Source organism: Streptomyces gossypii, from assembly GCF_025165795.1.
In the GTDB taxonomy this organism is placed as follows: domain Bacteria; phylum Actinomycetota; class Actinomycetes; order Streptomycetales; family Streptomycetaceae; genus Streptomyces; species Streptomyces gossypii.
Genome location: NZ_JAJAGO010000008.1, coordinates 105,140 through 118,762, shown reverse-complemented (window position 1 = coordinate 118,762; position 13,623 = coordinate 105,140). Strand labels below are relative to the sequence as shown.

General features: G+C 70.7%; 7 protein-coding genes. 2 read left to right on the top strand and 5 right to left on the bottom strand.

Translation table 11 applies throughout. From position 1 onward, the window contains the following. The first annotated feature begins 32 nt into the window (after positions 1-32). On the top strand, positions 33-3,056 hold the full coding sequence (gene fxsT, locus LHJ74_RS18255; protein ID WP_260219141.1) for an FxSxx-COOH system tetratricopeptide repeat protein: 3,024 nt from the start codon (positions 33-35) through the stop codon (positions 3,054-3,056). A 102-nt stretch (positions 3,057-3,158) separates the two neighbouring features. Here fxsT and LHJ74_RS18250 read toward each other — a convergent pair whose 3' ends face one another. From LHJ74_RS18250 to LHJ74_RS18230, 5 genes are all read right to left on the bottom strand, one after another. Beyond that, positions 3,159-7,103: a multifunctional oxoglutarate decarboxylase/oxoglutarate dehydrogenase thiamine pyrophosphate-binding subunit/dihydrolipoyllysine-residue succinyltransferase subunit gene (locus LHJ74_RS18250; RefSeq protein ID WP_260219140.1), complete on the bottom strand. Its 3,945-nt coding sequence runs from the start codon at positions 7,101-7,103 to the stop codon at positions 3,159-3,161. A gap of 333 nt (positions 7,104-7,436) precedes the next feature. Next, positions 7,437-8,549: a HAMP domain-containing sensor histidine kinase gene (locus LHJ74_RS18245; protein WP_260219139.1), complete on the bottom strand. Its 1,113-nt coding sequence runs from the start codon at positions 8,547-8,549 to the stop codon at positions 7,437-7,439. A 6-nt stretch (positions 8,550-8,555) separates the two neighbouring features. Beyond that, positions 8,556-9,374, bottom strand: coding sequence for a response regulator transcription factor (locus LHJ74_RS18240; RefSeq protein WP_260219138.1), 819 nt, complete (start codon positions 9,372-9,374; stop codon positions 8,556-8,558). An 80-nt stretch (positions 9,375-9,454) separates the two neighbouring features. Further along, the gene (locus LHJ74_RS18235) at positions 9,455-10,156 is read right to left on the bottom strand and encodes a spermidine synthase family protein (protein WP_260219137.1); all 702 of its coding nucleotides are present in this window, start codon (positions 10,154-10,156) and stop codon (positions 9,455-9,457) included. 37 nt (positions 10,157-10,193) lie between these two features. Next, a complete protein-coding gene (locus LHJ74_RS18230; protein ID WP_260219136.1) occupies positions 10,194-10,772 on the bottom strand; it encodes a hypothetical protein in 579 nt (192 codons plus the stop codon). A 117-nt stretch (positions 10,773-10,889) separates the two neighbouring features. Here LHJ74_RS18230 and lon point away from each other — a divergent pair, with 117 nt between their 5' ends. Further along, the gene (gene lon / locus LHJ74_RS18225; RefSeq protein WP_260219135.1) at positions 10,890-13,316 is read left to right on the top strand and encodes an endopeptidase La; all 2,427 of its coding nucleotides are present in this window, start codon (positions 10,890-10,892) and stop codon (positions 13,314-13,316) included. Positions 13,317-13,623 lie beyond the last annotated feature (307 nt).

Genomic DNA, 13,623 nt, shown 5'->3' with positions numbered 1-13,623 from the left:
GGCGCGCCTGGATCGACGAGGAGGACACGCCCATGGTCGACGAGCGGCATCCGGGTGCGAGCGCAGCTCCGCCGCACCGGGCGGAACGCGTCCTGGTGGTCTTCCCTGGATACCACCGCTCCTGGGCCAGTTGGCTGACCCAGCGGCTTGAGAGTTATGGCTGCCGTGCCACGCTGCAGCGGTGGGACCCGTCCCGCGACCAGCCCCTCGACGAGGCACTCGGTGATCTCCTGCTCGCACCCGGCCGGGTGCTGCTGGTGCTCAGCGACTGGTTCTTCCAGCTCGGCCCGCGCCGCGAGGCCGAGTGGAACACGGTTCTCCGCGACTTCGTGCCTTCGCGTGCGGAGCGCTTCGCCGCAGTGAACCTCACCAACCGCACCCTGCTGCCCGCTACCGCCGTACTGGAACCGGCAGACCTGTGGGGTGTCGGAGAGGAGGAGGCGGAGCGACGGCTGCTGGCCCGGCTCGATCTCACCGGGGCACGGTCACCGGCGCCCATGGCTGGACCGGTCTCCCGCTACCCCAACGACCCGGTGGCCGTCTGGGGTGACGTGCCGCGCCGCAACAGGCAGTTCACCGGACGCGACGACTTGCTCAACACCATCCAGCAGCGGCTGACCGACGCTGCCGAAGGCGCGTCCGTCTGCGCGCTGGTCGGCATGTCCGGCATCGGCAAGACACAGCTCGCGGCGGAGTACGCTCACCGCTTCAGCCCGGACTACGACGTCGTGTGGTGGGTCAACTCCGACCAGCGCAACACCCAGCGCGAGCGCTTCGGCGAACTCGCCGTCGAGCTTGATCTGACCCGCAGCTCCGAACCGGGCGAGCGGATTCGAGTCGTACGGGACGCACTGCGCAGGGGCGAGCCGTACCAGCGCAGCCTGATCATCTTCGACAGCTGGGAGGAGAGTGAGGAAGCCGCCCACTTTCTCCCCCGGGGCGGCACCAGCCATGTGCTGATCACCTCGCGCAACCGGTCCTGGGGTGCAAGTACGGCCGTGGTGGAGGTCGCCGGATTCGTGCGCGCGGAGTCCACCGCCTATCTGATGCGGCGCGCACCGCACGTCTCCGCCGAGGAGGCTCATCAGGTCGCCGCGGAGTTCCAGGACGTTCCCCTCCAGATGGCCCAGGCGGCCGCGCTGCTGGGGGAGTCGGGGATGGAGGCCGCCGAGTACCTGCGGATGGTGCGCGGGGGCACCAGCCGGCCCGGCGACACGGCGGCGCTCAGCCGCTACCTCATCGATTACTCGGAGTCCTCGCTGACCTCCTGGTCGATACTGATCAACAGGCTGCGCAAGTCCGAGCCCCACGCGGTTGAACTCCTTACCCTGTGCTCCGCGTTCGCTCCGGGCAGCATCCCGGTGGGCCTGGCACGCGGCCTCTCCACGGAGGATCTTCCGGAGCGGTTGCGCTGGATCAACTCCGATCTCCCCGCTTGGACCCGTGCCATGGAGACACTGGTCAACTACTCGGTGCTGAGCTGGGACTCCCGTGCCGGGACGAAGCGAGAGGCCGGTCCCGAGGAGCAGTCGGTGCACATGCACCGGCTGGTGCACGGAATTGTCGGGGACCTGACGCAGGGGGACGACCGGGAGATGTACCGGCAGGTGGTGCGCAGCCTGCTGGCCGAGGCCGATCCGCGCCGCCCCGAGGACAGCAGGACGTGGCCCCGGTACGCCGAACTCCTCCCGCATCTCGACCCGTCCGGGGCGTTGTCCTCCACCGGTACGCGGGTGCGGACCCTGCTGCTCAACTGCCTCCGCTACTGCTACACCGGCGGCGAATACCAGGTCGGGGCCGAGCTCGCTGAGCGGATCAGGGAGCAGTGGTCCGAGAGCTCCGGGCCCGACGACCCCTCCATGCTCGTCCTCACCACGCATCAGGGCAACATCCTGCGTGCCAGCGGACGCTTCCGGGAGGCGTACGCGCTGGACAGTGCCCGGCTGGAGCGGTTGCGTGCGGTGCCTGGTGCCGACGAGGAGGCGCTGCTGACGGCCACCAGCTGTCTGGCCGCGGACCAGCGCTTTCTGGGTCAGTACGCGGAGGCACTCCAGCTCCAGCGGGAGGTCGTCTCCACCGCGGAGGAGCTGTTCGGGCCGGACGAGTCGACCACTCTCCTCGCGTCTCACAACCTGGCGGGCGGTCTGCGGCTGATCGGCCACTACGCCGAGGCGTACGAGACCGACATCCAGACCCTCCGCAGGCGCGAGACCCTCCTGCGTGCCCGTCACCCCCACACCCTCAGCTCGGCGAACGCCTGCGCCCGCGACCTGCGGCTGATGGGCCGCTACCAGGAGGCGCTGGCGCGCCAGGAACTGGGTGTGCGGCGCTATGTGCAGGTGCTCGGCGCGCAACACACCATGACGCTCTGGGCACGCCACAACCTGGTGCTCTGCGAGCGCCGCGCCGGAGCGGCGAAGCAGGACACCGGCACGGTGCTGGCCAGCCTGCTCGAGCAGCAGGAGCAGGCGAACGGGCGGAGTCACTTCAGCACCCTCGCGGTGCTCACGGACTACGGCAACTACCTGCGCCAGTACGGCGACGTCCGGCAGGCCAAGGACTTGATCGCGGAGGCGGAGGACGGCTACCGCAGGCTGCTCGGCCAGGCGCACCCCGTGCCGACCGGCATGCAGACGAACGTGGGCCTCATCCTCCAGGCCGAGGGACTTCGGGACAGCGCGCTCAACATGTTCGAACAGGCGCTGGCGGGGCTGCGCACCCTCCTGGGCGACGACCACCCGGTGACGCTCGGCTGCGCGCTGAACGCCGCGGGCGGGCGGAACTTCACCGGGCGGCTGGAGGAGGCCGCCGAGCTGTCCCGGGACACGCTGCGCCGCTCCCGGCAGGTGATGGGCGAGGACCACCCGCTCACCCTCTCCTGCCAGGTCGCGCTCGCGGCGGACCTGCGGGCGCTGCGCGACGGTGCGGAGGCGGGGAAGCTGGAGGAGGACGCCCTGCAGCGGCTGGCCCGCACGCTGGGCGCGCAGCACCCGCACGCGCTCTCCGCGCGCCAGCGGGTGCGCCCCTACTGGGACTTCGAGCCCTACCTGGGCTGACGCCCGCACTTCACCACGCACCGACGGAGAGGGCCCCCGCCGAATTCGGCGGGGGCCCTCTCCGTCAGATGGCAGCCGACCGGCTCGCGGTCGGCGCCGGGCTCAGAGGTCGAAGACCTCCGCGCACAGCTGCCGCTGCTCTTCCGCGTGCCGCTTGCTGGAGCCGACGGCCGGCGAGGAGGACGAGGAGCGCGAGACCCGGCGCAGCCGGTCCGCGTTGTCCGGCGCCGCACCGATGATCAGATCCAGGTGGTCGACCAGGTTGAGCGCGATGAACGGCCACGCGCCCTGGTTGGCCGGCTCCTCCTGGGCCCACACGTACTTCTGGGCCTTGGTGTACGGCGCCAGCGTCTCCTGGATCTCCTTGCCCGGCAGCGGGTAGAGCCGCTCGATGCGGACGAGCGCGGTGTCCTTGAGGCCCCGCTTCTGCCGCTCGGCGTCCAGGTCGTAGTAGACCTTGCCGGTGCAGAAGACGACCTTGCGGACATCCTCGGCGTTGACCGTGTCGTCCCCGATGACCGGACGGAAGCCGCCGCTGGTGAACTCCTCCGCCGTGGACGTCGCCGCCTTGAGCCGGAGCATCGACTTCGGGGTGAAGATGATGAGCGGCCGGTGGTGCGGGTTGTGCACCTGCCAGCGCAGCAGATGGAAGTAGTTCGACGGCAGGGACGGCATCGCCACCGTCATGTTGTTCTGCGCGCACAGCTGGAGGAAGCGCTCGATCCGGGCCGAGGAGTGGTCCGGGCCCTGGCCCTCGTAGCCGTGCGGCAGGAGCAGCGTGACCCCGGAGGTCTGCGACCACTTCTGCTCGGCCGAGCTGATGAACTCGTCCACCACGGTCTGCGCACCGTTGACGAAGTCACCGAACTGCGCCTCCCACATCACCAGCGCCTCGGGGCGGGCGAGCGAGTAGCCGTATTCGAAGCCCATCGCCGCGTACTCGCTCAGCAGCGAGTCGTAGACGTTGAACCGGGCCTGGTCCTGGGAGAGGTACAGCAGCGGGGTGTAGTCCTCGCCGGTGTCGCCGTCGACCAGCACCGCGTGCCGCTGGCCGAAGGTGCCGCGCCGGGAGTCCTGACCGGCCAGCCGGACGGGGGTGCCCTCCATGACCAGGGAGCCGAAGGCGAGCATCTCGCCCGTCGCCCAGTCGATGGTGCCGTCCTCGACCTGGGCCGCGCGCCGCTGGAGCTGCGGCAGCAGCCGGGGGTGCACCTTGACCCGGTCGGGGATGTTGACCTGGGACTCGGCGATCCGCTTGACGACCTCCTGGCTGATGCCGGTCTCCATCGGGACCGGGAACTCCGCGGTGATGTGCGGAGCCTCGGCCGGCGGCGGCGCCGTCGTCGCGTCGCGCACCTCGGTGAAGACCTTCTCCAGCTGCCCCTGGAAGTCCTGGAGCGCCTGCTCCGCCTCCTCCATGGTGATGTCGCCCCGGCCGATCAGCGATTCGGTGTAGAGCTTGCGCACCGAGCGCTTCTTGTCGATCAGGTTGTACATCACCGGCTGGGTGAAGTTGGGGTTGTCCATCTCGTTGTGGCCGCGGCGGCGGTAGCAGATGAGGTCGATGACCACGTCCTTGTTGAACGCCTGCCGGTACTCGAAGGCCAGGCGTCCCACGCGGACGACGGCCTCCGGGTCGTCACCGTTCACATGGAAGATCGGCGCCTCGATCATCCGCGCCACGTCGGTGCAGTACATCGAGGAGCGCGCCGACTCGGGCGCCGCGGTGAAGCCGACCTGGTTGTTGATCACGATGTGCACGGTGCCGCCGCAGCGGTAGCCGCGCAGCTGCGACATGTTCAGCGTCTCGGCCACCACGCCCTGGCCCGCGAAGGCCGCGTCGCCGTGCACCTGGAGCGGCAGCACCGTGAAGTCCGTGCCGCCCTTGCCGATGATGTCCTGCTTCGCGCGGGCGACGCCCTCGACGACCGGGTCCGCCGCCTCCAGGTGGGAGGGGTTGGCGGTGAGCGAGACGTTGATCTGCTCGCCGTCCAGGCCGGTGAAGGTGCCCTCGGCGCCGAGGTGGTACTTGACGTCGCCGGAGCCGTGCATCGACTTCGGGTCGAGGTTGCCCTCGAACTCGCGGAAGATCTGGGCGTACGACTTGCCCACGATGTTCGCCAGGACGTTGAGCCGGCCGCGGTGCGCCATCCCGATGACCGTCTCGTCCAGCCGCGCCTCGGCCGCGGCGTCGATCACCGCGTCCAGCAGCGGGATGACCGACTCGCCGCCTTCCAGCGAGAAGCGCTTCTGACCGACGTACTTCGTCTGCAGGAACGTCTCGAACGCCTCTGCGGCGTTGAGCCTGCGCAGGATCCGCAGCTGCTCCTCACGCTCCGGGGAGGAGTGCGGCCGCTCGACGCGTTCCTGGATCCACTTGCGTTCCTTGGGGTTCTGGATGTGCATGTACTCGATGCCGGTGGTGCGGCAGTACGAGTCGCGCAGCACGCCCAGGATCTCGCGCAGCTTGGCCATCGAACGGCCCGCGAAGCCGCCGACCGCGAACTCGCGCTCCAAGTCCCACAGGGTGAGGCCGTGTTCGTTGATGTCCAGGTCGGGGTGCTTGCGCTGCTTGTACTCCAGCGGGTCGGTGTCGGCCATGACATGGCCGCGAACCCGGTAGGAGTGGATCAGGTCGAACACCCGAGCGGCCTTGGTGACGTCATTGTCGTGGCTGACGTCGATGTCCTTGAGCCAGCGCACCGGCTCGTACGGGATGCGCAGCGCCTCGAAGATCTCGTCGTAGAAGTCGCTCTCGCCGAGGAGCATCTGGTGCATGATCCGCAGGAACTCGCCGGAGGCGGCGCCCTGGATCACCCGGTGGTCGTAGGTGCTGGTCAGCGTCATGACCTTGGAGATGCCGAGGCGGTGCAGGGTGTCCTGCGAGGTGCCCTGGAACTCCGCCGGGTAGTCCATCGCGCCGACGCCCAGGATCAGGCCCTGGCCGGGCATGAGGCGCGGCACCGAGTGGACGGTGCCGATGCCGCCGGGGTTGGTCAGCGAGGCGGTGACCCCGCTGAAGTCGTCCATCGTGAGCTTGTTGCCACGGGCCCGGCGGACGATGTCCTCGTAGGCCTGCCAGAACTCGAAGAAGGAGAGCGTCTCCGCCTTCTTGATCGCGGCCACCACGAGCTGGCGGTCGCCGTTCGGCTTGACCAGGTCGATGGCGAGCCCGAGGTTGATGTGGTCCGGCTTGACCAGGGTGGGCTTGCCGTCCTTCTCGGTGAACGAGTGGTTCATCGAGGGCATCGCCTTCAGCGCCTGCACCATGGCGTAGCCGATGAGGTGCGTGAAGGACACCTTGCCGCCACGGGCGCGCTTGAGGTGGTTGTTGATGACGATGCGGTTGTCGATCAGCAGCTTCACCGGGATCGCCCGCACGGACGTCGCGGTGGGCAGCGCCAGCGAGGCGGCCATGTTCTTCGCCACGGCGGCGGAGGGGCCGCGCAGCGGCACGAACGAAGGGCCGGTGGCCTCCTCGGCAGCGCCTGCCGCCGGCTGGGCCGGTGCGGCGGTCCCGCCTGCGGTGCTCGGCGTACTCGGCGCCGGTGCGGCCGTGGCGGGCTTGGCCGGGGCGGGAGTGCCGCCCGGGGTGCTCGGCGCCTTCGGAGCGGCGGGGGCGCTCGCTGCGGGCTTCGCCGGGGCGGCAGGTGGTGCCGCCTGCGGTGCGGCGGCGCCCGGGGCGGGCGCACCGCCCGGGGCGCCGGCGGCCGGAGCCGCGATGCCTCCCGTGGGGGGCTGGGCCGGTGCGGCTACCGCCGGGGCGGTGGTCCCGGCTGCTCCGGCACCGCCCGTGGCGTCGTCGACAGGCTTGCCAGGTGCCTCTTGGCCGGGGCCTTCGCCCTTGGCACTCCCCCCGGCGGGGCCTGGCTGGTAATCGGCGAAGAAGTCCCACCAGGCTCGGTCGACCGAGTTCGGGTCCTGGAGGTACTGCTGATAGATCTCGTCGACGAGCCACTCATTGGGGCCGAACGCAGCGGTGGGGTTCTTCCCCTCACCGTCCTGTTCGGTCGAGATGCTCGAGCTATTGGGGGACTGTGACGACACGGCGACAACCGCCCTCTTCCGCTTCCTAAAGATGGTGGACAGCGGAAGTAAAGGCTACGCCTTCATTGCCACTCGGTGCAGTCCGGGCGGCCCCGTCGTCGCGCAAGTCACATCAGCAGCCTGGTTTCAGGGCAGCATTTGGCGGGAAACACACGACGTTCTGGCCGTTTGGCGCAGAGCGAGGCCGGGCTCCGGCGCAGCACCCCGTGGGATCTCCGCCGTCACTGCACCGTACCTCTGTCGTTCGCGCGCTGTCCCCGTATCGTTCCTGCGCAGCTCGGTACCGCCGGGTGCCGTACCCGCAGATCCGGAGCCGTGCCGCGGCCGAGCCGGTCAGCCTGCCACCCGGGCTACCCCCGGAAGAGTGACCTGGATCCGGCAGCCGCGGGGCGATTCGGCCACCCGTATCCGGCCCCCGTGCAAGTCCACCGCCCAGCGGGCGATCGCCAGCCCCAGCCCCGTGCCTCCATCGCCCTGCTGGGAGCCGCCCGTGCCGCTCGTTCCGGTGGCGCGGCTGAAGCGTTCGAACACCCGGTCCCGCTCGGAGGCCGGGATGCCCGGACCCTCGTCCGTCACCTCGACCTCCAGGCTCTGCGGCGCTCCGCCGCCGCGTGCCCGCACCGTCACCCGGCCGTGCGGCGGGCTGTGCTTGACCGCGTTGTCGATCAGGTTGGCGACGACCTGGTGCAGCCGCTCGGCGTCCGCGTGCGCGGTCAGCTCGGGGGGCGAGACGTCCAGATGCAGATGCACGTCCGTGCGGGAGTGCCCCTGCCCCTTGCTCATGTTGGCTTCCTTGAGCACGCCCGCCAGATAGGGCCACACCTCGAAGCTGCGTGAGCGCAGTGGCACCACCCCGCTGTCCAGCCGGGAGAGGTCGAGCAGGTGTTCCACCAGCTTGCCCAGCCGCTGGGTCTGGTGGAGCGCCGTCCGCATCGTCTCCGGATCGGCCTGCGAGACGCCGTCGACGACGTTCTCCAGCACCGCCCGCAGCGCCGCGATCGGCGTGCGCAGCTCGTGCGAGACATTGGCGACCAGCTCCTTGCGGTGCTGGTCGACGGCCTCCAGATCGGCGGCCATCCGGTTGAAGGTGACGGCGAGCTCGCCGAACTCGTCCCGCCGCCCGCCGCGCACCCGCCGGGTGTAGTCACCCTGTGCCATCGCCCAGGCCGCGTCGGTCATCTCATCCAGCGGTGCGGTGAGCGACTGGGCGACGAACTGGGTGATCAGCAGCGAGACGATGATCGACAGGATCGTGATCACCCGCAGCTCGGTCTCCGAGTGGACCGCGAAGAGCGCCAGCAGCGTCGTGATCACGACCGAGACGATCACCAGCGCCCCGAGGGCCGCCTTGACCGAGCGGTACGGATCCAGCGGGCGCAGACCCTCCCAGGTCTGCGCCCAGAACCGGCTCCAGGCGCCGTGCAGGCGCGGAGCGCGACCGGTCACCTCAGGTCACGCTCCGTCGGCCGTGGACGATGCCGCAGGCGCCACGGACGCCGATGACGCCGGGGCCACGGGACCGACCGGAGCGGGCGTCTCCAGCGCGTACCCCACCCCGTGCACCGTACGGATGCGCTCCGCGCCGATCTTCCGCCGCAGCGCCTTGATATGGCTGTCGACGGTGCGGGTACCCGAGGCGTCCGCCCAGTCCCACACCTCGGCCAGCAGCTGCTCCCGGGAGAGCACGGCGCGGGGCGAGTGCGCGAGACAGACCAGCAGATCGAACTCGGTCGGGGTGAGATGCACGTCGATTCCCGACACCCGGACCCGGCGCTGGGCGTGGTCGATCTCCAGTTCGCCCAGCCGCAGCGTCCCGCTGCGCGGGGTGTGCGCGGCGAGGGTCGCCCGCTCCACCCGGCGCAGCAGCACATGCACCCGGGCGGTCAGCTCCCGCATGGAGAACGGCTTCGTCATGTAGTCGTCCGCGCCGACTCCCAGTCCGACCAGCATATCGGTCTCGTCGTCACGCGCGGTGAGCATGAGCACCGGCAACGGACGCTGCGCCTGCACCCGGCGGCACACCTCGAGTCCGTCGAAGCCGGGCAGCATGACGTCGAGGATCAGAAGATCCGGCTGCCACACCTCGGCCGTCTCCACTGCGGCGGGTCCGTCACCCGCAGTCTGCACCTGGAACCCCTCGGCACGCAGCCGTGCCGCGATGGCGTCCACGATCGTCGGATCGTCCTCGACGACCAGGACGCGGCGCTGGGCACCAGGGGTGGTCGCTCCGGCGTGACCACCGTGCGTCGATGAGTTGTTGGTCTGATCCATTCGGTGCCGCCCCTGCGTCGCCCCGTGGCATTGAAGTGTTGCGTACTGGCAGCAGCGTAAGGGCCCCGTGTGGGCTGCGGCTACGCCGGTATCGTCGCGAGGTGCACCACGTCGGGGACGCCACGGACGACTGGGATCTCTTCCGTACGGACCCGACTGAATCCGGCATTCCGCAATCTCTCCGCGAACGCGGCGGAACGCTGAGCCGACCAGACGGCGAGAACGCCGCCCGGAGCGAGCCGGGCCCGGCAGGCGGCCAGTCCGGCGGGGGAGTAGAGGGAACCATTACCGTCCGTGACCGTCCAGTCCGGTCCGTTGTCGATGTCGAGACAGAGCACGTCGAAGTGCCCGGCCGTGCCGTGTCCGTGCAGGTACGCAACGAGGTCGGCGTGCACGAGGGTGCAGCGCTCGTCCGCCAGGGCGCGGGCCGAGAACGCCGCGAGCGGCCCCGTCCGGTGCCAGTCGATGACCGCCTCCTCGCGCTCCACGACGGCGATCCGCCCCCAGCGCGGCTCGGAGGCCGCCTCGCACAGCGAGAACCCGACGCCGAGCCCGCCGATCAGCAGGCTCGGGCGCCCGCCTCGCCCGGCCGCGCCGTCGCCCGCGGACCATTCGGCGAGTGCCGCCCGTACGAGCAGCCGCTCGGAGCGTCCGTCCGAGGTGTCCATCAGGAAGCAGCCGTTGGCGATGATCTGCAGGAGCGCGCCCTGACGGCGCAGGACCACCTCGCCGTGCGGGCCCTCCCGGCGGTCGAGTACGACGGTCTCCTCGGGCGCGTTCATCTTCTCCCCTGCTTTCCGGCCGGAGCCGGGAGCGGCACTAGTCTCCGATCGCCTGCTCCAGCAGGCCGATCGCCTCGGCCAGCGGTTTCACCGGGTCGGACAGATCGGTGACGACGACATGATCACCGTAGGTGATGCGGTAGCGGAACTGGTCGCGCAGGCTGGGATCCACCGCCTGCGGTGACCGCCGGTGGAGGCGCGCGTCTCGCAGCAGGTCGCGCAGCCGGGCCAGCCGCGCGTCCGTCAGCCGGCCCTTGCGGCCCTCTGCCGTGCCCTGACTGCCGCGCTCGGTGGCCGTGTACCTGCCGTCCGTCCGGACGTGGATCCTCCGGTCGACCCCCGCGTAGCCGCCGCTGATCTGCAGCGATACCAGCTCCGCCGCATTCGGTGAGGCATCTGGCGCGGCATCCGGGGATGAAGACCGCGCCTTTGGGGGTTGTACGGGGGGCGATCCGGTGGACGGCGATCCCCTGGTGGGGGCTGCGTCGGAGCCTCCGGCCGTCGGCCCCGCTGCCGCACCGCCCTCCGAGCAGGCTGCGACGCCGCCGCCCAGCAGCAGAGCGGCGGCCACGGTGCGCCGAGTGAGAGGCCGGGAGGGCCCCGGGAGGGGCGGCATGCCGGGATTATGCCTGATCGCTGTAAGCGAACAACCCTCTCCGGGCCGGCGGGGAACATTTGGCGGCTCCCCGGCATTGAGTCGATACAGCTCAACTTACCTGCCTAGGGAGAGATCATGGCTTCGACGTCCAACTCGCTCACCCTGCCGGTGCTGCCCCTCGACGACGAGGTGGTGCTGCCGGGCATGGTGGTGCCCCTCGACTTGTCCGACGCCGAGGTCCGCGCCGCCGTGGAGGCCGCGCAGGCCGCCGCATCCGAGGGGAAGAAGCCCGAGGTGCTGCTGGTGCCCCGGGTCGACGGCAGCTACGCGGGCATCGGCGTCCTCGGCCGGGTCGAGCAGGTGGGGCGCCTCGCCGACGGCGACCCCGGCGCGCTGATCCGCGGCCTGCGCAGGGTCCGCATCGGCTCCGGTACGACCGGTCCCGGTGCCGCGCTGTGGGTGGAGGGCAGCGAGGTGACCGAAGGGGCGGAGCCCGGCGCGGGTTCCGCGGACCGGCAGCAGTCCGAGGCTCCCGGCGTGGTGGCCGAGCTCGTCAAGGAGTACAAGGCCCTCGCCACCAGCTGGCTGCGCAAGCGCGGCGCCTGGGAGGTCGTGGACCGCGTCCAGCAGATGGACGATGTCGCGCAGCTCGCCGACAACGCCGGGTATTCACCCTTCCTCTCCCTCACCCAGAAGGTGCGCCTGCTGGAGACGACCGATCCTGTCGAGCGGCTGCGGTTCGCCGTCGAGTCGCTGCGCGAGCACCTCGCGGAGCAGGAGGTCGCCGAGTCGATCGCCAAGGACGTCCAGGAAGGCGTGGACAAGCAGCAGCGTGAGTTCCTGCTGCGGCGCCAGCTGGAGGCCGTGCGCAGGGAGCTGTCCGAGCTGAACGGCGACCCTGAGGACGAGGGCGAGGACTACCGGGCCCGCGTCGAGGCGGCGGCGCTGCCCGACGAGGTGCGCAAGGCGGCCCTCAAGGAGGTCGACAAGCTGGAGCGGTCCTCCGACCAGAGCCCGGAGGGCAGCTGGATCCGCACCTGGCTGGACACGGTGCTGGAGATGCCGTGGAACGAACGCACTGACGACGCCTACGACATCGCGGGCGCCAAGGGCGTACTGGACGCCGACCACGCCGGGCTGGAGGACGTGAAGGAGCGGATCACCGAGTACCTGGCGGTGCGCAAGCGGCGCGCCGACCGCGGTCTCGGAGTGATCGGTGGCCGTCGCGGCGGCGCGGTGCTGGCACTCGTGGGCCCGCCCGGCGTCGGAAAGACCTCACTCGGAGAATCCGTCGCCCGCTCGATGGGGCGGAAGTTCGTCCGGGTCGCGCTCGGCGGCGTCCGGGACGAGGCGGAGATCCGCGGCCACCGGCGTACCTACGTCGGGGCGCTGCCGGGCCGGATCGTACGGGCGATCAAGGAAGCCGGTTCGATGAATCCGGTCGTGCTGCTGGACGAGATCGACAAGCTCGGCTCCGACTTCCGGGGCGACCCCGCCTCGGGCCTGCTCGAAGTGCTGGACCCGGCCCAGAACCACACCTTCCGTGACCACTACCTGGAGGTCGAGCTCGACCTTTCCGACGTGGTCTTCCTGGCCACGGCCAACGTCATGGAGGCGATCCCGGAGGCGCTGCTCGACCGGATGGAGGTCGTCCAGCTCGACGGCTACACCGAGGACGAGAAGGTGACCATCGCCCGCGACCACCTGCTGGAGCGCCAGCTGGAGCGCGCCGGGCTGGGCTCCGACGAGGTGACCCTGGACGACGCCGCACTGCGCAAGCTGGCGGGCGAGTACACCCGCGAGGCGGGCGTACGGAACCTGGAGCGGGCAGTCGCCCGGGTGCTGCGCAAGGTGGCCGCCGAGCACGAGCTGGGCGAGCGCGAGCTGCCGTTCACGGTGGATCCGGACGCGCTGCGCAGGCTCATCGGCCGCCCGCACCACACCCCCGAGTCGGCTCAGGATCCGGCGGAGCGGCGTACCGCCGTGCCGGGTGTCGCCACCGGGCTGGCGGTCACGGGGGCAGGCGGTGACGTGCTGTTCGTGGAGGCGTCGCTGGCCGATCCGGAGACGGGCGGCAGCGGGCTCACGCTGACCGGCCAGCTGGGGGACGTCATGAAGGAGTCCGCGCACATCGCGCTCTCCTACCTGCGCTCGCGCGGTGCCGAACTGGAGCTGCCGGTCGCGGACCTGAAGGAGCGTGGGGTCCACCTGCACGTACCGGCGGGCGCGGTGCCCAAGGACGGTCCGAGCGCGGGTGTGACCATGACGGCCGCTCTGGCCTCGCTGCTGAGCGGGCGGCAGGTGCGCACGGATGTGGCGATGACCGGCGAGGTCTCGCTGACCGGGCGGGTACTGCCGGTCGGCGGAGTGAAGCAGAAGCTGCTCGCGGCACACCGTGGCGGAGTGACCACCGTGATCATTCCCAAGCGGAACGAGCCGGATCTGGACGACGTCCCGGCGGACGTGCTGGCCGGGCTCGACGTCCACGCGGTCTCCGACGTACGGCGGGTGCTGGAGCTGGCGCTCACGCCCGCGTCCTCGGAGGTCCCGGTGGCGGCCTGAGCGCAGTGAGCGTGCCTGAGGGTCCGGTCCTCTCCCGCCCGGCGGGAGGGGACCGCGCTGCGTGCGGTGCTCCGGGGACCGTCAGTGGTCGCCCCAGCCGTAGGACTCTTCGTCGTCCCAGTCGACTTCCCGCTCCTCATCACGGAGCGCGTCGCCTGTCTCATCAGTGAGCTCGTCCTCCATGGCCCCATGGTGCCGAACCGTCGCCCGCCCAGTCAGGTACCCGAGGGGGCGTGTCCTCCTCCCGCGGGGCTGCACGCCGCAGGACGCGCACAGAGGAGTGGTCCCCTCCCGCCCTGGTGGAGGG

What these genes read in the sequence shown, in the direction of transcription:
- fxsT (WP_260219141.1), top strand. Translation starts at nt 33, where the DNA reads ATGGTCGACGAGCGGCATCCGGGTGCGAGCGCAGCTCCGCCGCACCGG.
- LHJ74_RS18240 (WP_260219138.1), bottom strand. Translation starts at nt 9,374, where the DNA reads ATGGATCAGACCAACAACTCATCGACGCACGGTGGTCACGCCGGAGCG.
- LHJ74_RS18235 (WP_260219137.1), bottom strand. Translation starts at nt 10,156, where the DNA reads ATGAACGCGCCCGAGGAGACCGTCGTACTCGACCGCCGGGAGGGCCCG.
- LHJ74_RS18230 (WP_260219136.1), bottom strand. Translation starts at nt 10,772, where the DNA reads ATGCCGCCCCTCCCGGGGCCCTCCCGGCCTCTCACTCGGCGCACCGTG.
- lon (WP_260219135.1), top strand. Translation starts at nt 10,890, where the DNA reads ATGGCTTCGACGTCCAACTCGCTCACCCTGCCGGTGCTGCCCCTCGAC.